This window comes from Sphingobacterium deserti (assembly GCF_000757725.1).
Classification (GTDB): domain Bacteria; phylum Bacteroidota; class Bacteroidia; order Sphingobacteriales; family Sphingobacteriaceae; genus Sphingobacterium; species Sphingobacterium deserti.
Window position 1 is genome coordinate 166849 of the sequence record NZ_JJMU01000053.1, and the last position, 24276, is coordinate 191124.

The following is a 24276-nucleotide window of genomic DNA, read 5'->3' on the forward strand; positions in this document are numbered from 1 at the left end:
CGGGCTTTGCTCGATATGCATTACTTTTTTGATACTAATTTTTTCCACAGCTGCTGGCCATGCACAAACAAAAATACGAGGTTCGGTAGTCAATGCTGCCGACCATCAAGGCATTCCTCAAGCCAACGTTACCCTAACCTCGTCATCGGGCCACTATACTACTTACACGAATGATGAGGGTGTCTTTCAGCAGGTGCTTCCAGCAGGAAGCTACCAGCTGGAGGTGCATCATGTGGGATATCAGCTATATGCTGGAAACCTTGATGTCAAGGCTGGAGAGGGCATGCTCGTGGATACGATCATGCTGCAGGGGGTACCGCAGCAACTGGATGAAGTTACCGTGGAGGGCAAGCGCCGCCTCATCGAGCAAAAGAGCGACCGTATGGTTATTCACGTGGAAAATAGCATATTGGCCAGTGGCATGACGGCATTGGAATTGTTACAGCGGGCACCATCAGTAAAAGTGGATGAGGATGGGAATATTAACATGCGCGGGAAATCGGATATTGGTGTTCTGCTCAACGGTAAGCTCTCGTATTTGTCACCCAAAGAGTTAGCCAATGTTTTGAAAGGCACTTCATCTGAATCCATAAAAAGTATTGAGCTTATCACGAACCCGTCAGCAAAGTTTGATGCACGTGGCGTAGGTGGGTTAATCAATATTGTTATGAAAGATCCGGCATCTACTCCATTTTCTGGAAGTGCACAGATTTTTGGCGGTGGCGGGAGGAAAGCCCGTTATGGCGCCGGTGCAAATTTCCAAGGTCAGGTCGGTCAGTGGCGCTGGCAGGGGAGTTTCGAACATGCTTCCCGAGACGAAGAAGAATACCGCAACTTTGATCGATTTTATATGGATGAAAATAACAGTTATGCTGGAAAATCCCTTCAATATTCCAAGACCGATGAGCCACTTACAACCCAGCAGGGTAGCGTAGGACTTGAATACGCGCCCAGCGCTTCTATGAATTTAGGACTGCTGTATACCGGAAACTTTGGGAATTATCGAAGCTTCAGCAATGGTTACAATGATTTGTACCGGACCGAAAACGAAAGGTTGACACATACTTTAACAGAAAACAGCAACGATAGTCGGTGGCAAGCACACAATGTGGGGTTTAGCTACATGCAGAAGATCGATGAAAAGAAGCAATTGACGGCTGATTGGGATATCCTGTATTCTCGGTTTGACGCTGATCAGGTACTTCGATCTACCATACAGCAGATTGGTCAATCAGCTGCTTATCTTTCTGCCCGACAAATTGCAACGCCTTCCACGACTCGCTTGCAAGTCGCTAAAATAGACTATCAGCAGCAGGTAAGCGATGCGCTGACCGCCGAACTTGGCTGGAAAAGCAGTTGGATGCAGTCTGACAACAGCAGCTTATCGGATACCTTACGCAGTGAGGTATGGATTTATGATCCGCAAAATAGCAATCATTTTATGTATAAGGAGCAAATTCACGCGGCTTATATGAATGTTAACTTTAATCTTGATAAATGGGGACTTATTGCAGGTTTGCGAGCAGAACGCACGCAGTCTAGTGGAGAGCTGATAAATGAAAGTACTGCATTCGACAGGCAGTATACCCAGCTTTTTCCGAGTGTTTCCGTGCGGTACCAACCCAGCAACAATCACCAATTGCAGCTTTCTTACAGCCGTAGGATTAATCGGCCTGATTACGAAGATCTCAATCCTTTCCGGTATTATATTGATGCATACGTTTTTTGGGAGGGGAATCCTTATTTACAACCGGAGTTAGCCAATGCATACGAATTGAATTACACGTTTTATAAAAACTTACATCTTTCGTTCTACTATACTGCGGTAAGTAACGTGATGACATCCGTCTTGATCCAATCTCCTGATCAAAACAGAACGATTCGTAGTATACACAATATCGCAGGCTTTCAAAACTATGGCCTTAATGCAAACTATTCCTTTTCGCCATTTACATTTTGGTCATCACAATGGAATGTCAATACGTTTGAGAACCGGTTCTTTGGCAGTTTCCGCGACGAACGCATCTACAATAAGCTTTGGTCTTATAGCCTACAAACCACAAACACCTATCGGCTGCCAAAAAAATGGTCGGCGGAATGGACAGCCGCCTATCAAAGTCCGCAAAGCGATGGCGTTTTCCGACAAAAAGCGACTGGCTATGTCTCTCTGGGATTGATGAAAAAAATGTTTGAAGAGAAATTAAACTTTAAGCTTGCTGTGGATGATCTTTTTAAAACTAATCGGTATTATACGACATCTAACGCAGGTAATGTATTTATGGACCAACGAATTAATTTAGACAGTCGGATTTGGCGAGTCAGCCTAGGCTACAGCTTCGGGAAATCCGCCGAAGCGAATAGTAAAAAGCAATCCAACCAAGAGCAGGAGCGCGTGAGAGGTTTGTAGTGTGGCTGCTGTTGGTGGCCATGGGCCGCTATTTGAGGAATTTGCCCGACACACATCCCTTCCGCCGCATGCCGCGGCAAGGCACTACTTTTGAAGACCAAAAGTAGCAAAAGTCCGTCGCTTATTTTTGTTGCATCCCTGTTGGATAGTGCGAAGACAAAAGTGTACAGTCGCAACAAAACCGAGGCGACATTTCGTTTAATTAAGGGGTCGTGCGAATCATTTGTTTATTCTATTATCTCCATACGCAAAATTGCCGCGTCGTCGTTCCTCCTGCTTCTCGGAATGGTGGGTATACTTACTATCTCATTACGCACTACGCAAATCTCAATACGCAAGATTGACCCTTGCCGCTACTAGCGGTAAGGGTCAATCTTGCTTCTAGAAAGCTTTTTTAATTACATCATGCCAGTACAAACTGAACATCCGCGTGAAATTTTACCTCCTCACTCACCATCACGCCACCAGTTTCTAGTGCCGCATTCCAGGTAAGTCCGAAATCCTGGCGATTAATTTTGCCTGAAACCGTGTATCCCGCTTTTTGATTACCCCAAGGGTCTTTCGCTAATCCACCAAATTCAGCGGTGAAAACCGCTGGTTTCGTAACGCCTTTTATAGTCAAATCTCCCAGTAGGGTAAACTCATCCTGATCGATTTTTGTAATTTCCGTAGAGATGAACGTAATCTCCGGATAGGTTGAAGAATTAAAGAATTCGTCACTTTTTAAATGCTGATCACGCGGCTCGTTTTTCGTTGTTATCGAACTTGTTTTTATCTCGACAGTCACCTGCGCCTGCGTCAAATCTGCTGAATCAGCCTCCACCGTAACATTAAAGTCTTGAAACTGACCCTTCACATTGGAAATCATCAAATGTTTTACTTTAAATTCGAGTTCGCTATGTTCCTTGTCTAAATTCCACGTTGCCATATGTTGTAATCTTTTTTGCTTATTTAAATGATTAAAAAATGAATTGATACGATGATGTATAATAGTATAACAATCATATCATGCACCTTTGTTTTAGCTAATATAATATTCTGCTTAGTAAATAAACGTTATACCTTGTATTTTTTACGAGACATGACTTGTAGAAGACTGTCCATCAAGCAATGACGCTGATTGTTGATCTCGTTTTATTTTTTTTTTCGAAAAGTGGATACATTACGCGATTTACAGGCTAGGTTTGTTGGCTATTTGGAGTTTTGCATTCATCAAGTCAAATGCATTGAGCGCTTGGTCAAGCTGTTCGATACTGTGTGTCGCCATCATAGACATGCGGATGCGGGCATCTTTCTTTGCTACCGCCGGATACATGATGCAGTTGGTATAGATTCCCTTGTCGAATAAGATTCGGGTAGCTTTTGCGGTCAATGTAGGGTCTCCGATTTTTACCGGTATAACACCAGATTCGGTGTTTCCAATATTGAACCCCATACTTTTTAAACCCTGCTTATAATACGCTATATTTTTCCATAATTGGGCTTGCCACTGGGGTTCTTCATCGAGCAATGCCATTGCCTGAACGGCCGCCATAGCTTGCGAGGGCGGCATGCTGACAGAAAATAGGTGTTGGCGCGACTGAAATTTTAATAGCCTAATCAACTTCGGTTCCGCGACCACATATCCCCCCAGACTTCCGAATGTTTTGCTGAATACACCCGTAATGATGATGTCATCGTCTTTTAGTAACCCTTCTTTTTCCAATATTCCGCGACCGGTATCACCATGCACGCCCACACCGTGCGCGTCATCAATCAATAGGTAAGCACCATAACGTTTAACGAGTTGTAGGATGTCTTTAATCTTGGCTATGTCTCCATCTTGAGAATAAACGCCATCTATAATTACTAATTTCGTGCGGTATTGATCTTGACAATGCTTAAGTATTTGCTCTAAATGCTCCATGTTGTTGTGCAGAAATGTTTTCACATTTGTCGTTAAGCAACCCTCGTAAATGCTTGCGTGCACAGCCATGTCTAATATAGCAATATCCTCTTTTTTTAACAGCGCTTGTATGGTGGCGCTATTGGCGGTATAGCCTGTCGTGTATAGGATGGCATCTGTCTTCCCGAAGAATTGTGCGATTTTATTTTCCAAGAGCTGATGGTAACTGTAGTGTCCGCCAATAGCAGGAGAAGCGCCGGCGCCGGTTCCATACATAGACACTGCGTCTATAGCAGCTTGTTTCACTCGCGGATGTTGCGTAAAGCCGAGGTAATCATTAGAAACGAAATTTACATAGTTGCCGTCACTAACGCTGTTATTACCGTGTATAGTGAGCTCGTTTGCACATCCCGTTTGGTTTACCAAGCGGTAATTCAATCGTCCATTGTCGTCGAGATAATTTAAGAAATCATCAAAGGCTGTCGCCCGTTCGTGTATCGCTACATTCGGAATGTTTTCAAAGTCCTTGAAAGTCAATTTTGGATAGGTGTTTTTGTCAATCATGATTTATTGTTTTTAAAGGCGATGCGGTAAAATTGTACAACAATTTAGAGTTATTTTTTTGATTTGCCAATCTGTCTCGGCAATATTACATGCCTGAAGATGTTGGACGAAGATGGCAAATGGAGCCAAACGAAGGCTGGTTTTTACTTCCGCACATTTTTTACGATTGCATAGCTTCTTGTCTTGGGCCAAAAAGCTTAAGTACACCGTTAAAGCTAACCATAAAAGATGATGATATGGAAATATATTCCTGTCAAATATTTTGTGTGTATTCTAAAATATCCTATCATTGTATAGCTAAACCACGCTGCTTTATGAAACTTCAAATTCTTTTAACCACAATCTTTGTGCTATTGGTGCTCACTTGGAATGCAAACACAAACAGTGTACCTATACTTGGCACAGCTACCGCCTTATTAGGCGTCTCGTTGCTTTACGTTGTTCGTATCTTACGCAAGATGCAGACGCAAGCTAAGAACCAATCTTTCAAATAACAGACCGACTATTAAAAATATCTCTTTTACGTTGCAATGCACGCAGGAGGTCGCCTATCAGTACTCAGCCTTCGCACCTGATGCAAAATAACACCCATCTCTAAAAAACTGTATACGAACAGATAGCCAGGGGCGCATATTAGTTAAAAAAAGTAAATTTATAATAAGAACGATTTAGCAAGTTACTCTATGAAGATAGCTTGCTTTTTTATTGTTTAAACAACTGAAAATCAGTGCTTATGGTATAATAAGTTGATAATATAATACAATGTTGTTTGAAATGTGTTTGATATTTTTGGCTATAGGCCTAAAAAATAGATTCCCCCAGGGGGACGCTAACGAGTAAAATAGTCTCATCACTGCAGGATGAAGCTAGCATGCTTTTAATAACAATTATAAACGAAACTTAAATGAGAACTTTTTTAAAACGGAGAGGGTATATCCCTTTCGTCCTTATGCTGCTGTGGTTTACAGCCTGCAATAAAACAACTGATCCCATTAGCGATCTCTCTGGTCCCGTGGAGAATTTACGGCACGTCGTCCAGGGCGAGCATGTCAAAATAGCCTGGGACTTGTCCGGTCAATCCTTTACCCACTATGAAGTACAACTTTCGAGACTTCCTGACTTCGCTTTGCTTAACCAAAGTGTAACGTTAAATAGCGATGTTAGCGAGCACGTTTTTTGGAAGCTGGGGCGCGGCGAGGATTACTATTGCCGCATCAGAAAAGTTGCTGAAAGCAATGAGACCGAATGGTCTTCCGTAGAATTTAATACCAGTGAGAGCAATATACTGCTTCCATTGGGCGAGAATGATCTCGCTGGACGCAGTGTCACGCTGCGTTGGGATCCTATTTCAACAGATATCAAGCTATCCAAGATCACGTTCGAGCCGGCTTTCGGGCCCGTGAAAGAACATATGTTAACGGCAACGCATATAACTGACAAAAGTCTGTCTGTGGCAGATCTTGCGGTTGATATGGCGTATGAAGCCCGTCTGTACGACGGCGACTTTATGGTCGGTCGTTTGTCGTTCACCACATTGGCAGTTCCGGTAAATGGTGTTTGGACGCTTTCGCCGCACAGTAATCTGTTAATGGCTATCCAAGCCGCAGCGCATCAGGACCGGATAGTTTTGCGTCCAGGCGTCTACGATTTGAGTACGGCAGTGCCTCGACTTGAAGACAAGTCTATCCGTATCGAAGGGGCAGAGGAAGCAAACCGTTCCAAACTTTACGTACGCAATTTCTTTTTGATCGGACCCCAATCTGGTATCGCTTTCAAAAATCTGGATATCTCCGGATCACGTATTGATGAATACAACCGCGAGCTTTCCAATACGCAGGATCACTTGTGGAACGATTGGCTGATTTCCGTTGATGTGGCCTCGCCGGGGCTAGATGCGGTGGATATTGATAATTGTATTGTACGAAATTACTGGGCCGGTATTTTTCAAATGAATGATACCAACAGGCCGCCACACAAAGTAGGCAATAGCATTCGTATACATAACACGATCGTCCATCATGTAGGTGGTAATAACGAAGCGCCAACCTTAGCGATTAACGCCGCCCAAGTGAAGGTGATATCGGTTTCTAACTCAACTATTTACCAAAGTAATCGGCTTTTTGTCAAGATTGACGCAGAGCGCAATGCGGCGAATGTAGTAGACTTTACATTTAAAAATAACACGGTAGACGCCAGTTGGGCGGGCGGATCCTTTGACTTTTTGGCGGTCAAGGCACCATCGAGATTTTCTTCGGAAAATAACAACTTCACAAACATGACTTCCGCCGGAAACTTCTTTCCGAATTTCGCCTACACACAAAATACGTTTCACAAACGGCTGATCAACACAAATTTCTTTAAGGTGCTTTCAAAATCTACGATTTACGGCAGTAACTCTTCCAATATGCCTGTGCATACCTGGGAGATTAGGCATCCCAATACACGTTGGAATGAAGTGCTGCCAGCATTTATCATGAACGATGCACAGCATCAAAATCCAAACTCCATTCAAGCTTATACTGTTTCGCATGATCCAGGATATCTCGATGCGGCGAATGGCGATTTCACGGTATCGGCTTCGAGTCCGCTGCGGAGCGTGGGGCAGGGTAGTCCAATCGGTGATCCACGCTGGTGGTAAGCTTTGCGGATTTTTATAACATTATTAAAGAAAGAAATATGAAAACATACATCATTTATATTATCGCTATGGTGTTCACAGGCACCGCGATGTTATCATCGTGCAAGAAGGATCCGGTATTTGTGGAAGCATTGAAAGAGACGCCTTCTAATGTGCAGTATATGGTCCAAAGTTCCAATGTAAAAGTGAGCTGGAAAAAGCCTGCAGAATCTTTCGACGATTATATCATTGAGGTTTCCAGGCTGGAAGATTTTTCGATTATCGATCGGACGGAAGTTGTGGATGCTGAGGATGAATTTGTGATCTTGAGAGGCTTAGACCTAGCGGAGAATCATTATCTCCGCATCCGCACACAACGAGAAAGCCCGAAGTCGCAATCCGAATGGGCGCAATTGCGGATCACGACCAACCCCTCGGATATCCTATTGCCCATTCTACGCGAGCATGTATCGGGCAACAAGGTTACGGTGTCTTGGGATTTTCCGCATACTGACGAGTCTACCTCAGCGCGTGTAAGTCACTTATTGTTGGTGCCCGAGCTTGGTACGGCGCGAGAGATCCCGATTAACGAATCGGATATTGCGGGCAAAACAGCAACTATAGATGGGCTGGAAAAGGATATGGCCTACGAGGTACGGATTTACAACAATGCTTTTTTGCGTGGTCGCCAAGCCTTTATTACGGGCGCTGAGTCGGTGAATGGTATTTGGACATTGAGCCCACATAGCGATTTAAAAGACGCGATCGAACGTAGCGTAGAGGGTGACCAAATTGTGCTGAGAGCAGGTGTGTATGATTTTTGGAACGAAGAGATTATCGTCGATGACAAGCGCATCAGCATTAAATCCACGGCTGATGTTATTAATGCGAAAGTTTATGTGAAAAGCTTTGTGCTCAAAGGATCTGGCAAGGCTGGCATTAGCTTCTCTGGCCTAGACTTGTCTGGTACGCGGGTGGATAGCTATAAAAAAGAGATCCCCAATACTGCGGATACGCGTTGGAACAGTTGGTTGATTACCGTTGATGCGCAGGCTACGGGATTTGATGCGGTAGCCTTTGATAACTGTAAAATCCGTAGCTACTACACCGGCCTGCTCACGATGAATGAAAAGCAGGTGGGTAATTCGGTACGCATTCATAACGCGGTGGTGGGTATGATGGGAGAGGATGGGCAACACGCTTTCATTAATGTAGGTGCAGCGCGCATTAAGGAAGGGGCATTTAGCAACTCCACTTTTTATAAGAATAACAAGATGTTTATCAATGTAGACCGCGAGAAAAATCTACAGAATGATATCAATTTCCTCTTCAAGAACAATACGGTAGACAATAGTTGGAGTGCCATGGCATTTGATTTTAAAGCATCGAAACTGCCTACGGTGGTAAGGCTGGAAAACAATTTGTTTTCTAACATCACGACGGCAGCCAATTTCTTCAACAACTTCGCCCATGTGGCCAATGATTTTGATAAGCGCTTGATCAATTGTAATTTTTGGAATGTGCGCTCTAAATCTACGGTCTATGGCAGTAACTCATCCAATATGCCGGTGCATAGCTGGGAACTGCGCCACCCGAATAACCGGTGGAATGAAGTAGTGCCCGCTTTTGTGATGAATGATGCCAGCCATGCCAATCCAAATTCCATCAAAGAATATCCGATGGCTCTTGACCCGCAGTATGAAAATGCGGAAGCGGGCAATTTCAAAATTGGCGCAGGCAGTCCGCTTCGTAACGCAACTCCGGGCGTTATCATCGGAGATCCCCGCTGGTGGTAGTACGCGGGCTTAAAACGATATTACTAGGCTATCTCTATGCGGAGGTAGCCTTTTTTGGCTACCTTATCAGCATCCTGCACTTTAGGATGGTGATTACTTGTCTTACGGACGCATAGATCGCCTTATTTTTCCAAAGGTCACGCGACTTACATCAATAGGCTAGCAGGCTGCTACTTTAGCCCTCCCGTCTACTCTCAATGGTGTATACAAAGCTATCGGCGCGGTAATAGCCCAAGTTGTATTCCACAGGACGATCGGCTTGATCAAAAACAAAACGCTTTCTTAACAATATGGGGCTGCCTACTTCCAAGTCCAATTTGTCGGCAACAAACTTATCGGCCATACGGGCGCTGATTTCCTCTTTGGATAGATTGACACGCACGGAATGTTCTTGTTCCAAGATCTCGTATAGCGGGCGCTTAAAATCCTCTTCGCCGGTCATGCCCACGCGCGGATGGAAGTAAGAGATAAAGTAGACGAAAGGACCCTCCGTGCGGCCACGGAGACGTTCTAGTTTCAATACTTTTTTTTGCTGATCAATATCAAAAAAGTGAGCTAGCTTCTCATCAGGAAGTTCCCAGCTTATATGCAGTTCGAAATTTTTAATAGGAATGTTGCGCGCCTCCATCTCTTGCGAGAAACTAAGCCAATTATTGGATTTTGAGCTCACCGAAGCTTCCGCAACCCGCGTGCCCACACCTTTTTTACGGATAAGCAAGCCTTCATACACCAATTTGTTAAGCGCCTGCCGCAACGTAGTACGTGAGATAGCGAGTTGCTTAGCCATCTCTACTTCATTGGGTAAGAATTTCGTGGCATATGCAGGATCTTTGATCATCTCGCGGATAAGTTGCTCAGCCTGTATATGCAGAGGTATCGGGCTCTTGTGGTCTATAGAAAGTTTCATTTTCGACGTAATCTGTTTCCTTATTTCAGCGTAGCTACAAATGTATGTAAAAAGGTCAAGATTGTTCGAAAGTCTATACATTAACCATTCATGCATGCACATTATATAATTATCATCGCTGAACTATGCGGTGGCAAACTTCGAAGGTATAAATCGAACAATGTGTTGTTTATATGTTCATATGTATGTACATTTGTTTTTGATAATCATTTATAGACAATGGAACTAAAAACGAAAGTTGGCTCAACACAGCATAAAACCACATGGCGAAAAAGTGGAGAACGATTGCTACCAAATAATTTGCAACAGGTTAATCGTCAAAAAACAAGTTATGATATTTATCCTTTTCATAGTTTAGGTGCGAACAAAATTGCAAATCATCAAGGACTTGTGGATTGGATCATTGAAAAAGGCACGGTGCTGTTGGATGGCTATGTGGGTGTGTTCTGGAATGAGGTCGAGACTTTACTGCAACAAGAGTTTGATCAACGCGGGATTGCCGTTGAATGGATGCGTACCGAAGATTTTATAAAAGGTAAGGATGAGGTCGAGGATATGGTAAGCCCATTTTTGGGTACAGCAGATAGTGTGTGGGGAAAAAAAACGACATTAAAGCTGAGCGATTTTTTTGAAGAGTCTTATTTCGATCAAGTACCCGAGCGTAGCGGTACGGTTAACATCGTAATTGGGATCGGAGCAGCTCTTCTTTCTTGGGACGCGCCAGTAATTTATCTGGATATCCCCAAAAATGAAATACAATACCGCATGCGTGCAGGTACAACAAGCAATATTGGTAATCCCGATATTTTGTCGTCTACCGCCATGTACAAACGGTTCTATTTCGTTGATTGGGTTGTTTTAAATGCATACAAAGCGCAAATAAGTAGTAAAATAGCCGTTGTTGCGGATGCGCAACGAGCTGATAGTTTGCATTGGCTTTATGCAGCAGACCTGAAAGATGCTATGCAAATGATGGGGCGTTCCTTTTTTCGAGTTCGCCCTTGGTTTGAAGCAGGTGCCTGGGGCGGCCACTGGATGCAAGAACATATTGAAGGCCTAAATAAGGATGAAGTAAACTACGCTTGGTCATTTGAGATGATTGTTCCGGAGAATGGTTTGCTGTTTGAAAGTAGCGGTAAGCTCCTAGAGGTAGCCTTCGATTGGCTTATGCTGTTTGAGCAGGAGGCGGTATTGGGAAAGCACGCCCGCATTTTTAAAACAGAATTTCCCATACGTTTTGATTTTCTAGATACTTTTGATGGCGGAAATCTTTCCATTCAATGCCATCCCAGTTTACGCTACATACGGGAACATTTCGGTGAGTTTATTACCCAGGACGAGACCTACTATATACTTGACTGCAAACCGGACGCACAAGTTTATCTAGGGTTCCAAGATGATATCGATCCAGCCGCATTTCGTAAGGCATTGCAGCATAGTCAGGATCAAAATGAGCCAATGGTTATCGAAAAATATGTGCAAGTGCTCCCGGCAAATAAACATGATTTGTTTTTAATACCCAACGGAACGGTACATAGCGCGGGCACTAATAACATGGTATTGGAGATTAGCGCAACACCCTACATTTTTACGTTTAAGATGTATGATTGGATGCGTTTGGGATTGGATGGGCAGCCGCGCCCGATCAATATCACCCATGCTTTTCAAAACTTAAATTTCGATAGAAAAGGAAAGAAGGTCGAAGAAGAGCTATTGTCCAAGCCCTATGCGCTTGAACAAGGAGCGGATTGGCAGCTTGTGCATTTGCCGACCCACGAGGGTCACTTTTATGATGTGGAGCGATTGGAATTTGATAGCGTGATCGGGTCGGAAACTAATGATCGCTGTCATGTGCTGATGTTGGTAGAGGGCAGCGCAATTATTCTGGAATCGCAAGATGGTCGTAAAACAACCTTTCATTACGCCGAAACTTTTGCTGTACCTGCGGCTGCTGGGCATTATCGTTTGCACAACGCTGGCGAAGGTCGCGCAAAAGTCATCAGGGCTTTTGTCAAAGATGATGTAGACTATTTGTTGGAGGATAAAGTAGAGGTTAAATCGTCTACGCTAAGTTCCAGCAATCAAAAAAAATGATTTAACCCATAATAATCGATCTTATGATAGCGCAGAAACCTGTTGGTTTACTTTTTATTACGCTTGTAGCATCCTTAGGAGGGCTTCTGTTTGGGTTTGATATGGCTGTTGTTTCGGGTGTGTTGCCGCTCGTAACGCAGCAATTCTCCCTGACCGCGGGTCAGGAGGGGTGGTTTGTATCCTCTGCATTGGTCGGCTGTATTATCGGCGTGCTATGTTCTGGGGAAATGAGTGACAGATGGGGGCGAAAAAAGCCACTTTTCCTTGCTGCGGGCTTTTTTATACTATCAGCACTCGGATGCGCACTGGCGCCCAATTTGTCCGGGGTTATTGCCTTCCGTATAGTGGGCGGCATTGGCATTGGCATTGCATCCAGTGTAGTGCCACTCTATATTTCCGAGATTGCGCCTGCTGATCGGCGTGGCCGAATGGTGACCTATTACCAATTTGCGGTAACACTTGGCATTTTGTTGGCCTACCTTAGCAATGCAGCCTTGCTAGGTGATAATAGCGTTATCCAAAGCTCGTTTTGGTTAGGAACCCTACTCACGAGCGAGCTTTGGCGGCTCATGTTAGGAATCGGTGTGCTTCCGGCGCTTCTTTTCTTTGTCGGATTGCTGTTCGTTCCCGAAAGTCCGCGCTGGCTCGCGCAACGTAGCACGAAGAAGCACGTGAAACCCATTATGCAGGAAGGCACGCCGGATTCATCCATGGCTATTGAGTTGGATCGACAAGCAGCGCCGCATTCCAGATCGAGTGCCCACTATAAAGAACTTTTTGCTCCTCCGATGCGCAGAGCACTGCTGATCGGTATTCTACTTCCCGTGTTTTCCCAATTTAGCGGGATCAATGCCATCATCTATTACGGTCCTACTATCTTGGGTAATGCCGGCATCTCTTTAAGCAATTCCTTACTCAGTCAGATCATCTTCGGTGCCGCAAATATGTTGTTCACGTTGTTCGCTATTTGGAAAGTTGATCAATGGGGCCGAAGGCCCTTATATTTATTGGGCACTGCAGGTGCCGCAATTTCGCTGTTGGCTACTGGCTTTTGTTTTTATGTAGGAGCAGGATCCAGCATGTGGCTTTTATTGCCCGTACTTCTTTTCTTGGCTTGCTTTGCCTGTTCTATCGGTCCTTTAAAGTTTGTCGTGGCCTCCGAGATTTTTCCAAGTGCGATTCGTGGACGAGCTTTGGCGCTTAGTGTTACCATCATGTGGATTGCGGATACAGCGGTTGGGCAAATTACGCCACTCTTGTTGCACCACTTGGGTAATGCCGGTACATTTTGGATTTTTGCCCTCTTTTGCATGGCTGCATTTGTGATGGTGTATCGTTTACTGCCCGAAACTAAAGGTAAATCCTTGGAAGAGATTGAGGCCGATTGGAATACGAAGGCCACGGAAACGTAAATGCATCTCATCCTGTCAAGGCAAGATGAAAAAACAAGAACAATAAACCTATAATCGATGAAATACCTAATGAAAAGAAAACAACTAAAAATAATACTCTTCGGCTGCTATACGTTCCTGCTGTCCACGCTACTTTACGGCCAAAACAACCATGATTTGCTAGCCTACGTCGACCCTCGTATCGGCACGGCGCATTGCCGTTGGTTTTATTTTACGCCCGGTGCCAGCCCCTTCGGGATGGCAAAGCCTGCACCATCCACAGATGCTTCTTACGGAAACAAATCAGGTTGGGAAGCGGTAGGCTATGACGCACGACATAGGTCTATAGAGGGGTTTGCAAACTTTCACGAATTTCAGGTGGGCGGCGTGGTATTTGCGCCGCTCGTAGGAACACTTCAAACAATACCGGGAACCTTGGAAAACCCAAAATCCGGTTACCGTATGGTTTTTGACAAGCGCGATGAAATCGCAGCTCCAGGCTATTATTCCGTTGATTTCCGCGACGAGCAGATTCGCGCCGAACTTACCTCGACGAAACGTGTGGCCTTTCACCGCTATACCTTTCCGAAAACAGAGGAAGCACACATCCTTTTCGATATCGGAAATCAGCAGGGCGAAAGCGGTCCAGTGGACGATGCCCAAGTATACCTCACAACAGATGGGCGCATTGAAGGCTATGTAGCCACTTTGCCCGCCTATGTGCAAAAATACCAGCCCGGCGCCGTCGTGAAGATGTTTTTCTCTGTAGAACTCAGTAAGCAACCGAAGGCCTATGGAGCATTCCATGGCGCGCACATAGCAAAGGGCGAAAAGTCCAGCCAAGGGAAAGGAGCGGGCCTGTATCTTACGTTTTCAACAAACGAGCAGGAAAGTATCACGCTTAAAGCCGGACTGTCTTACACATCCATCGCTAACGCGCGGCACAATCTGCAAACCGAAGCAAAAGAACTTTCTTTCGACCGAGCGCGGACACAGGCGGAAAATGATTGGGCAGAGCACTTGGATAGGATTCGCGTGCATTCGAACCGCAAAACAGATATGACCAAATTTTATACTGGCTTGTATCATGCCCTTTGTGGCCGCGGGCTAGCGAGTGATGTCAATGGTGCTTATCCCAAAAATGACGGTTCCGTCGGACAGATTCCGCTAGATGCTAACAAAAAACCGTTGCACCAGCACTATAATACGGATGCCATCTGGGGAGCTTTCTGGAACTTGACCCAACTGTGGACGTTAGCTTATCCAGAGTACTATTCCGACTGGGTGAAAAGCCAGTTATTGGTTTACAAAGATGCCGGGTGGCTTGGCGATGGTATTGCCAATAGCAGGTATGTTTCCGGTGTTGGGACGAATTTTGTTAGCCTTGCTTTGGCATCTGCCTATGCTTCTGGAATTCGGGATTTCGATATAGAGCAAGGTTATGCTGCTGCTTTGAAAAATGAGTTACAGCATGAAGGTCGACCGTTTGGTGCGGGAAAGTCAGATGTAGATAGATTTGTAAAATATGGTTATGTCAATCATTTGGACAGCGGTTCCGGACCGGATGAAGGCTGGCGATTTTCTGCATCACATACCTTGGAATACGCGTTTAGCAGTTACGCCGTTGGCCAGTGGGCGAAGTTGTTGGGTAAGAAAAATGACCAACATCAATTAGCCGGTCTGGCCGATGCTTGGGAGCATATTTTCGACAAACAATCACACTTCATGCGACCCAAAGATGCAAACGGCAAATTTATCCGCGATTTTAAGCCAGAGGAGGCATGGCGCGGCTTTCAAGAGGGCAATGCTTGGCAATACAGCTTTTACGTGCCGCATGCACCACATCAATTGGTAAAAGCTATAGGTCAAGATCGCTTCAACGCGCGTCTAGACAGCATTTTTTTGGTATCACAACAAAATAAATTTGGTGGCGGAACCACGCTCGATGCGTTTTCTGGACTTGAAGGCCTTTACAATCATGGAAACCAACCGAGCTTGCATATAGCTTGGCTATTTAATTACTCGGGTAAACCGTCGCTCACGCAAAAATGGGTGCGACAAATTACGGAAGAATTTTATGGCGCCGATGAGATTCATGGATATGGCTATGGGCAGGATGAAGATCAAGGCCAGTTAGGCGCTTGGTTCGTACTTGCGTCGATGGGTTTGTTTGATGTAAAAGGCTTTACTGACCCGCAAACGGAGCTGGGTATTGCCGCGCCTATCTTTGATTCCATTCGGATCAAAGGTAATCCAGCGTACTTCAGTGGACGGGATTTTGAAATTGAGGTTCGTGACAATACAACGGAGAAAAGGTATGCACACTCGTTCGAGCTAAACGGGAAAAGATTAAAAAAACCGTTTATAAAGCTTCGCGATATCCAGCAAGGGGGAAAATTGGTTATCCAGATGGGAAGCGAACCGAAAGACAAGTACAAGTAGGTAGGTGATCGTGTTTCCTTTGGCCAGCTGCTGCTGTGTCCAAAGGAAACACGATTTTTAATAGGGTTATTATTTGCTGCCTCGTGCAGCTTTTTTAGTTTCTAGTTCCTGTAAGGCAGACCATAGCACGCCAGCTTCACCGCGAAAGCTTGATGATCCCTTTGGTTCGTTGGCAGGTGTGTACCATTCGTAAAAACCATTGTTCTTGATCACCCGATCCAGCATGGGGTAAAGCGCCTCTTCGGCTTCCTTTATAAAACCATAGCGGATCAGTTGGCTAATCATTCTTCCGCCGAACCAGGTCCAGTCGCCACCATTTTGGTAAGAGTAAGGACCCATGCCTTTGTTTTGGAACGATCCTTCGGGATAGGTGGGGTAGAGTGTTAAACCGATGGTTGCTGCATTGGCCATTTTCACGTTTTCCTGCATCCGGTTGTAGGCGTGCAATACTTGATCTTTATCGAGCAAGCCGGCTTCTATAGCCACTGCGGTACCTCCGTGGTAATATACGGCAGATTCATCGAAATTCTCCGGGAAGGGCGAGCCATCTAAATAAATATGTGGAATGTATTTATTAGCTTTTTCATCCCAAAGGTGTTTTTGTGTATTCTTTTTAATACCGTCCAGTACGCTCTCCCAACGAGCTTTTTGTTTAGTATCTAGCGTAGCTATTTCTAGAAAGTCCTGTATGGCTATAATAAACATGGCGTTATCGTAAATATCGATGGCTAAATGCGAGTTTTCATCCAATACCACGCCCCATCCATGCTCGGGTTGTACATCTCCCCAATCTGCTGTGGTAGCCCCCCATAATAATCCATATTGTTCATTGAATCGTTCATTCAGCAAGAACTCTAGGGATTTTTCCAACAGTTTCTCTATCGTTTTTCCGGCTACTTTTTCTTGTAAAATTTCCTTGTCGCCTGTGGCGCGGATATATTTTGCGACGGCTTGAACAAGGGATGTTTCCTGATCGGTTTCTACTGTGTTTTTATGTCCCAAATAATCGGGTGCTAAAGCCGAACGGTAGAAGACGGATTCGCCACTGGCTTTCGAAGCGGGCAAATAGCCGTCGAGGATGCCGCCATCGGCTTGCTGAAATTGTAGAAAGCGAATCAAGTGATTTCGAATTTGTTCCTTATCGTTGACTTTACAGCTCAATGTGATAAAGGTATTAAGATCTCTGATCCACACTTCTCCGTAGCCATCGCCAGCTGTAAAACCTGATCTTACCAGGTCTTCGGCCATGCGCGTTACTTTGTCGCTCATGCTTGCAGAAATGCTGATCGCAGGTTTTGTCGGTTTAACTTCCTGCGCCATCAGGCAACAAGGGATAATGAATGCAGCAAGTAGGCTGCGCAATTTTGATTTGTACATGTAACTAAGGTTTATTGTTCATCCTGCTCTTCTGTTTAACAGAAGTGTAAAGCTTGGTGTTTTATATGTACAAACATACTAACAAAATAGATGGTTTCCCAAGGTTTTATTTTTTTTAGCGGATAACTTAGCTTCGATATCCGTTAAACGGTGCAGTGTACGTTTAACATGTTGCTTTTCCTGTATTTGTAATATTTTCGTTAATTCAGTAGTTATCGCGTGGCGGCACCATTAAGAACGTTCGAAATAGATATAATATTTGAAAGGCATACTTCACATACCAATTTTTGTTTATATGTTTGTACATATTGATGATGCACATTCTCGATTTAACCTTGGTCGTTACCTGTAATTGTGGTACCGCATAGCACGCGAGGCCCATTTTGCGACTGTCATTTACTAAGGCTTTAAAGTGGGATAAAATCGTCTTTTTTGGTCATACAAAGCTAAATCAATAAGAACATAGCCACGGCCAAAAGATAGAAAATAGCGGTTTTCATGGATAGTTTAACGCTATGGTTTTTAAGACATTTGTATAAAGATTAAATTAAATAGGAACGCATCCTTTTTGTGAAATCGATAATTATGCACCTAAACTAGTAACTATGCAACATCTAGAATCAACCTTTCACTATATAGCTTCCAAGAAAAAGCGAATCATCTGTAAGCTCCTGGAGGAGCAGATCGTCTTTCAGATTCGTAAAAATGGTTCCGATGATGAGCACAGATTTCGTTACACGGATATTCAGAAAATTCATCTGGGCCTATCGGATGTCTCTTGGCATACCATCGATATCTATTTCACCAATAAATTACATCTTCATTTGCAGAGCGTCACGCACTATATTGAAAGAGAAGATCAAAAATTTACTCGATCAAAGATAAATGAAGCTGACATCACGAAGGCCAAGGCCAATCAAAAGGCTTATTATGATTTTGTGATTGGCTTACATGAACGAATTATTTTACAAAACGCTGCAGAGGCTATAAAGTTTACTCATGGAAATCCATGGAAGAAAGCACTGATCTGGATATTCCTTGTAGTATTAATCATTTGGACGCATGCGATGTTAAAATCGGGTTACTACATGCTGAGCCTATTCTTTGGTGCCGGCTTTTTGTTGTTGTTTTTGTTTAGCATGAAAATAGATTTTCGAAAGAAATACCAGCCGAATTTGATACCCTCAAAATATCTGCCTTAGTACGTCAAGGAATTATGGCGAGCACGAAATGGTATCCAAATTATTCGACGCTTGTTCGTCGGTAAACCAAGTTGTTAAACAACATATTGATATAATGGGTAAGCGCTTTTTACAAACGGCGTCACCGCTAAACTATAAACCATGATAAAAATAAATTCTTTCCCCCTGTTTTTGTGCAGCCTCTATTGTTTCCTCTTGGAGTGCAATCTAGGGATCGCTCAGAAGCATGTTATATGGCAGATTGGTGATCAAGGAGGCAAAACAACCAATTTTGCTTTAGCTCCCGGCGGCTATCAAGACTTTCTTGCGCAGGATTTTGGTTGGGAAGATCGGTTCTACTTGGTAGGTAAGTCCAATCCAAAATCGGACTGGCCGTATGTGTTGCCGGGACCCGCAGATCATTGGGGGGGTACCGGCCCTACATCAGGTATTCGATCACATCAGCTTAACATTCTTTTCGAGCCGACATTTCCACTGCAAGATAACGCTTATACATTCGTAACGGATCTTTCTGCCTTTAATGGTAAAGATCCGGCATTGGTGAAGATTACGGTCAATGGGCAAGATTTTAAGTTTCGGCTCCCACACACGGGGAATGACCGCGGGCTTTCCGGTGAATTATCGGGCACGGTGGTGAAAACGCTGGAAGTTCCTATTCCTGCTGCAATGCTTCGTGACGGAGGTAATAGTATACAGTTGACTATTTTGGAAGGTAGTTGGATTGTTTTTAACAACCTACGATTGGAAGGGGCGGGTATGATCCATCCTTTGGCTTCTGATGAAGCCTTTCTACGCGCGGTGAGACCGGCTAATTACAATACGCGGCAGGGCAAGGCTCGTGTGCAGCCGCTACTTGTGGATGTGGAGCATCTTTCTGGAAGCCCTATGCTCAGCGTTAAGATTGCGGGTAAGACTGTAATCAATAAGCAATTGGACACGGGTCGATATATTCTGGAAGCACCGATGCCTGTAGGCAATAAGAGCAAACAACTCGACTGGCAAATATACCTATCTGGTAAACTATTGCGGGAAGGTGTGGCTACCACTTCCATGCAGCCCCTACATGAACAAGCGGAGTACGTAGACACCCGAATTGGAACGGCGCATTCGCGATGGATGATAGCGCCCGGACCGTGGATGCCTTTCAGCATGGTAAAACTTAGTCCCGATAATCAAAATGCAGGTTGGATGGCAGGTTACGATCCGACGATAGAAAGTATCGGAACATTTAGCCATATCCATGAATGGACCATGGCAGGCTTGGGGATGATGCCTGTCAGCGGCGAAATGAAGTATACCGTCGGCAGTCAGCATGATCCCAAGAGCGGCTACCGATCTGAAATCGATAAAAGCAGCGAGGAAGCACCGATTGGCTACTATAAGGTTTTGCTTAAGAAGTACAATATCCAAGCAGAATTAACATCCACAACGCGTTGTGGATTTCAGCGTTATACCTTTCCTGAAGGCAAACCGGGGCGCGTGATGATCGACTTACAGATACCGGCTGAATATGATTACACCGTCAAACAATTTCAGATCAAAAAAGTCGGTACTCGACGACTTGAAGGCTTTAGTGTGCAGCAAACCAAGGATGCCTGGGCAGGCGGTGTCGATCAGGATTATACCTTGCACTTTGTGATTGAGTTTGACCAAGATATTAAAGACTTTGCTGGTTGGATTGATGGAAAAGAACGCCCTGCAGATCAGCTAACGGGCAAGGATGTACAGAATGCCGGTGCTTATGCCGAGTTTGATACCGACAAACATCCTGTAGTGCAGGCGCGTTCTGGTATTTCTTTGGTTAGTATTGAGGGTGCATCAATGAATCTAAAAACAGAAATAGAAAAGCCCTTTGGTTGGGATTTCGATGCGGTACGCCATGCCCATGTTGCAAGCTGGAACAGCCTTATGGGGCGTTTAAAGGTCTCTTCGGCAGATAGTCGGGAAAAATCACGTTTCTACAATAATATGTACCGCGCATTGTGTAGTCGCAATACCTGGAGCGATAGTGATGGTTCTTGGGTTGATGCGACAGAGCAGGTACAACGCTTTGCAGATCCAAAAGATGTGGCGTTGGGTTGCGATGCTTTTTGGAATACCTTTTGGAACCTCAATCAATTCTGGAATTTGGTGACGCCGGAATGGTCTTCGAAATGGGTGAAGTCGCAGTTAGCGATGTATGATGCCAACGGTTTCCTGGCGAAAGGACCGGCTGGTATGGAATACATCCCGGTGATGGTTGCCGAGCATGAGATTCCGCTGTTGGTGGGAGCCTACCAAATGGGTATTCGTGATTATGATGTGAGTAAAGCGTTTGAAGCAGTGCACAAGATGCAGACGACACCGGCTACGCAAGTCGGGAAAGGACGAGCAGGTAATGAAGATCTAGAGCCGTACCTGCAATACGGCTATGTTCCTTATGATAAAGGTCGATTTAGCAATAGCTTGGAATATGCCTATGACGACTGGACGGTGAGCCAGTTCGCTAAAGCATTGGGCAAGGAAGATATATACAAGATATTCGAAAAGCGTGCGGCTTCCTGGAGGAATGTTATCGATACGGCATCTGGTTTCGCGCGAATGCGTAACTCGGCAGGCGAATGGCTGCCTGATTTTGATGCATTCAAATCAGGAGCCAACAAACATTATGTGGAAGGTAACAGCTGGCAACTGACCTATTTTGTGCCGCAGGATGTGCGCGGACTGGCCGATTTGATCGGTAAGCAACGCTTTATTGACCGTTTGGAATGGGGCTTTAAGGAAAGCTACAAATGGCGTTTTAATGCGCCGAATGATGCTTATTGGGATTATCCGGTGATACAGGGTAACCAACAATCGATGCATTTTGCCTTTCTCTTTAATTTCGTGGGCAAGCCTTGGTTGACGCAACAATGGAGCCGTGCCATCATAGATCGGTACTATGGTTTTGACCAAGCTAATGCATATCTAGGAGATGAAGACCAAGGGCAGATGAGCGCATGGTTTATGATGGCCTCGCTAGGCTTATTTCAAACAGATGGCGGCTGTAGTGTCGAACCACAGTATGAAATTGCAAGTCCGATTTTTGAAAAGGTAGTCATCGATCTTGGAGGGCGCTATGGACGAGGGAAGACTTTTGTCATTGAGGCTAAAAATGCATCAAGAAAAAACAAATTTGTGCAAAGCGCGTTGCTCAACGGTAAGCCGCTGAACAGTTTCCAGTTTCCGGCAGCGGCACTGCTACAGGGCGGAAGCCTGCAAATTGAAATGGGAAGCGAGCCGAATAGGCAATGGGGTATTGAAAGCAATCAGAAATAGCTTCCCGTTCCGTATCAAAACCCTGGCAAGATTCCTTTTTGCAAAGTTTTGGAAATTGCCAGGGTTTTGATTTTCTTAATCTTTGCGTTTGCTGCGGTGGAGGTAAACGTGTAGAAATCGGCGAAGTAAATTGTCTGCTTATCCAACTGCACTGTTCCTCGCGCTGAGCCTAACCTTCCATGCGACAGGATATCTTCTACCTCCCACGACACAACTTGGAGATTAGCATGCTCTTTAATAAAGGCTGCTATTGCCTCATGTCCGGTGATAATTTGATCGCCTAACATTTCCCATTGGATGTCGTCATGCACGTAACTTAGTACTTTCTGGATATCGCCCGCTGCAAATGCTAGGTTGAAGTCAGCAATCAGCTGCATTTTCGGTGAATTTCCGCAATAGGTTGGTACGGTAGGTTTCATAGTTTAAAAGTTTTCAGCAAGCTCAAGTAGTTTTTGATAGGTGTTTAAATTTCGTCCGGTAGCAATCACGTGCAGCTTTTTTTCAAAGTAGTTGTTGCTCATTTTTGCGCGAGCGGCACCGTTTGGGAGATAAAAGTAGAGGATATTCTCCACTATATCGAAAGTTTCATCAGCATGATCAATAGCTTTGACTTTCTCTAAAAGCGCTTTATCTGGTTCTTTGTTAAGTACGGTGATAAACAGATGGTTTGGCGCGAGTTTGCCTTTTATGGGAATTTTATCAAGCGCCTTTTGCAGGAAAGACCTGTCCAGTACAAACACCTCTAAGGTCAGACCAAATTTATCTTCGATGAGTACTTTGACTTTACCTGCGACGATATCGGCTGGCTCCAAGGACTTTAGCAGGATATTGCCACTTTGAATATAGGTTATTACGTTTGAAAACCCGGCTACCTGTAACTCCTGCCGTAGTTCAGCCATCTTAATCATGTTTTTGCCCGATACATTCACAGCCCGCAGCAAAACGATGTAAGTAGTTTGTTTTTGCTCTTTCACCTGCTTGTTATCGTTCCGATTGTTTCATATAGTCAAAAGCTCCTATGCGCAGATTGATACCATACTCTAAATAGGCCTTCAAACAGGCCAGGAAATTCGCCCAGCCACCTGTTTGTCTTTTCATTTGTTCGACGCCATCCGGAGTGTTCTCCATTTCGTGCTCCACGATCCGCACAACGGTGGAGTTGTTATCACCCTCGCTCAAGAAAATTTCTACCAGCTGATTTGCCTCGCCGCCACTCCAGTCAAAAGAAATGTATGTATCCGCAACAATTTCTTTACCCGTCACAGGAAAAGATTCTGGAAATTCAGGGAAAGACCATTGTACGGTTTTATCTGTTTCCAGTGTGCCGCTGGATTCGCCAATAAAATAGTTGCTCATTTTTGAGGGTTCGATGATCGCCTGAAACACGTCGTTCATCGATTTCTGAATTTGGATCTGTGCATTTGCTGTTAATTTCTGCATCATTATCTATTTAAATCATCAAATCTGCAATGGTTATTTTATTCATCCGCATTAATGTCTTATTTGCCGCAGGGTTGTTCCGCAGAAGTTCATCAATATTATGCGGAACGATTTGCCAGCTCACGCCATAGGGATCCTTACACCAGCCACATCGACTTTCCTCGCCATTTTTAGTCATAGCCGCCCAATAATAGTCAATTTCTGTTTGATCTTGACACGGAATGACTAAAGACAAAGCTTCATTGAATGAGAAAGGTTGGTCATGCACACTGTCTGCTGCCATTAGCGTCATGCCATTCACCATAAATTGCGCTTGCAAGATTTGTCCTTCTCGATCCCCATCTGGATAGGACATACTGCCCTGATCTGTAAACTCACGAAAGACCGATTTGTAAAAGGCGAGCGCTTCCTTGCACTTGCCCTGCTGCGGGCCGCAAAATAGGAGGGTGGGCATTATTGGCTGATAGTTTACGTCTTCAAGCGAGCCTAAAAATAATTGCCAGGATACTTTGTTTTTATCACTCATCCATCCATAGTACGGACTCCAGGCGTAACTGTCGAGCGGCATAATTACTTCCCCATCATCCATAAGCATCTCCCAGAGACGATCTATCTCTTCCTGTGTCTCACAAATCACCATGAAAGAGATAGCAGGATTGGGCTTGAAATACGGCCCGCCATTTATAGCTATAAAGGGTACTCCATTCAATTTAGCAGAAACTACGATGGCATTGCTCTCTATAATTTGGCTGTCGGGAAATATCTCTACGTAGTCTTTAAATGCTTCTTTGGCAGCCTCGCTAAACCAAATTGCAGGGTAAATAGTTCCTTTCATTATTGATTATTAGGTTAACAAA

At 44.5% G+C, this 24276-nt stretch carries 17 protein-coding genes; 9 read left to right on the top strand and 8 right to left on the bottom strand.

What is annotated here, in order from left to right:
* The first annotated feature begins 28 nt into the window (after positions 1 to 28).
* A complete protein-coding gene (locus DI53_RS14345) occupies positions 29 to 2407 on the top strand; it encodes a TonB-dependent receptor domain-containing protein (RefSeq protein WP_037501005.1) in 2379 nt (792 codons plus the stop codon).
* 403 nt (positions 2408 to 2810) lie between these two features.
* On the opposite strand, the gene DI53_RS14350 is transcribed toward DI53_RS14345, so the two are convergent.
* Together DI53_RS14350 and DI53_RS14355 are read right to left on the bottom strand one after the other, a co-directional pair.
* Entirely contained in the window at positions 2811 to 3335 is a 525-nt protein-coding gene (locus DI53_RS14350; RefSeq protein ID WP_037501007.1) for a YceI family protein, read from the bottom strand.
* 243 nt (positions 3336 to 3578) lie between these two features.
* Positions 3579 to 4856 (bottom strand): aminotransferase class I/II-fold pyridoxal phosphate-dependent enzyme, encoded by a 1278-nt coding sequence (locus tag DI53_RS14355; RefSeq protein WP_117624895.1) that lies wholly within the window; start codon positions 4854 to 4856, stop codon positions 3579 to 3581.
* Positions 4857 to 5170: 314 nt separating this feature from the next.
* On the opposite strand from DI53_RS14355, the gene DI53_RS20195 reads away from it, so the two are divergent.
* The 3 genes from DI53_RS20195 to DI53_RS14370 all read left to right on the top strand — a co-directional run bounded on the left by DI53_RS20195 (position 5171) and on the right by DI53_RS14370 (position 9269).
* Entirely contained in the window at positions 5171 to 5350 is a 180-nt protein-coding gene (locus DI53_RS20195) for a hypothetical protein (RefSeq protein ID WP_131555293.1), read from the top strand.
* A gap of 410 nt (positions 5351 to 5760) precedes the next feature.
* Positions 5761 to 7494, top strand: coding sequence for a DUF5123 domain-containing protein (locus DI53_RS14365; protein ID WP_081939470.1), 1734 nt, complete (start codon positions 5761 to 5763; stop codon positions 7492 to 7494).
* Positions 7495 to 7532: 38 nt separating this feature from the next.
* Positions 7533 to 9269, top strand: coding sequence for a DUF4957 domain-containing protein (locus DI53_RS14370; protein WP_037501014.1), 1737 nt, complete (start codon positions 7533 to 7535; stop codon positions 9267 to 9269).
* Between the two features lie 175 nt (positions 9270 to 9444).
* On the opposite strand, the gene DI53_RS14375 is transcribed toward DI53_RS14370, so the two are convergent.
* Positions 9445 to 10176: a GntR family transcriptional regulator gene (locus DI53_RS14375; RefSeq protein ID WP_037501143.1), complete on the bottom strand. Its 732-nt coding sequence runs from the start codon at positions 10174 to 10176 to the stop codon at positions 9445 to 9447.
* 219 nt (positions 10177 to 10395) lie between these two features.
* Here DI53_RS14375 and DI53_RS14380 point away from each other — a divergent pair, with 219 nt between their 5' ends.
* The 3 genes from DI53_RS14380 to DI53_RS14390 all read left to right on the top strand — a co-directional run bounded on the left by DI53_RS14380 (position 10396) and on the right by DI53_RS14390 (position 16103).
* Positions 10396 to 12270, top strand: coding sequence for a class I mannose-6-phosphate isomerase (locus DI53_RS14380; RefSeq protein WP_052072420.1), 1875 nt, complete (start codon positions 10396 to 10398; stop codon positions 12268 to 12270).
* Between the two features lie 23 nt (positions 12271 to 12293).
* Positions 12294 to 13682 carry a sugar porter family MFS transporter gene (locus tag DI53_RS14385; protein WP_037501016.1) on the top strand — a complete coding sequence of 463 codons (1389 nt, stop codon included), beginning with the start codon at positions 12294 to 12296 and terminating at the stop codon, positions 13680 to 13682.
* Positions 13683 to 13751: 69 nt separating this feature from the next.
* On the top strand, positions 13752 to 16103 hold the full coding sequence (locus DI53_RS14390; RefSeq protein ID WP_071790503.1) for a GH92 family glycosyl hydrolase: 2352 nt from the start codon (positions 13752 to 13754) through the stop codon (positions 16101 to 16103).
* 69 nt (positions 16104 to 16172) lie between these two features.
* On the opposite strand, the gene DI53_RS14395 is transcribed toward DI53_RS14390, so the two are convergent.
* Positions 16173 to 17480 carry a GH36-type glycosyl hydrolase domain-containing protein gene (locus tag DI53_RS14395; protein WP_206538043.1) on the bottom strand — a complete coding sequence of 436 codons (1308 nt, stop codon included), beginning with the start codon at positions 17478 to 17480 and terminating at the stop codon, positions 16173 to 16175.
* 605 nt (positions 17481 to 18085) lie between these two features.
* Here DI53_RS14395 and DI53_RS14400 point away from each other — a divergent pair.
* On the top strand, positions 18086 to 18682 hold the full coding sequence (locus DI53_RS14400) for a hypothetical protein (RefSeq protein ID WP_037501021.1): 597 nt from the start codon (positions 18086 to 18088) through the stop codon (positions 18680 to 18682).
* Between the two features lie 141 nt (positions 18683 to 18823).
* Complete coding sequence (locus DI53_RS14405) at positions 18824 to 21979, top strand: GH92 family glycosyl hydrolase (protein WP_052072422.1); 3156 nt, start codon at positions 18824 to 18826, stop codon at positions 21977 to 21979.
* A gap of 14 nt (positions 21980 to 21993) precedes the next feature.
* Here the strand turns inward: DI53_RS14405 and DI53_RS14410 are convergent, their stop codons facing one another.
* From DI53_RS14410 to DI53_RS14425, 4 genes are read right to left on the bottom strand one after another with little or no spacing between them, the layout of a single operon-like run.
* A complete protein-coding gene (locus tag DI53_RS14410) occupies positions 21994 to 22398 on the bottom strand; it encodes a nuclear transport factor 2 family protein (RefSeq protein WP_052072423.1) in 405 nt (134 codons plus the stop codon).
* Positions 22399 to 22401: 3 nt separating this feature from the next.
* Positions 22402 to 22953, bottom strand: coding sequence for a DUF1697 domain-containing protein (locus DI53_RS14415; RefSeq protein ID WP_037501023.1), 552 nt, complete (start codon positions 22951 to 22953; stop codon positions 22402 to 22404).
* A 7-nt stretch (positions 22954 to 22960) separates the two neighbouring features.
* Positions 22961 to 23422, bottom strand: coding sequence for an SRPBCC domain-containing protein (locus DI53_RS14420; RefSeq protein WP_241462436.1), 462 nt, complete (start codon positions 23420 to 23422; stop codon positions 22961 to 22963).
* Positions 23423 to 23429: 7 nt separating this feature from the next.
* On the bottom strand, positions 23430 to 24254 hold the full coding sequence (locus tag DI53_RS14425; RefSeq protein ID WP_037501025.1) for a VOC family protein: 825 nt from the start codon (positions 24252 to 24254) through the stop codon (positions 23430 to 23432).
* Between the last annotated feature and the right edge of the window lie 22 nt (positions 24255 to 24276).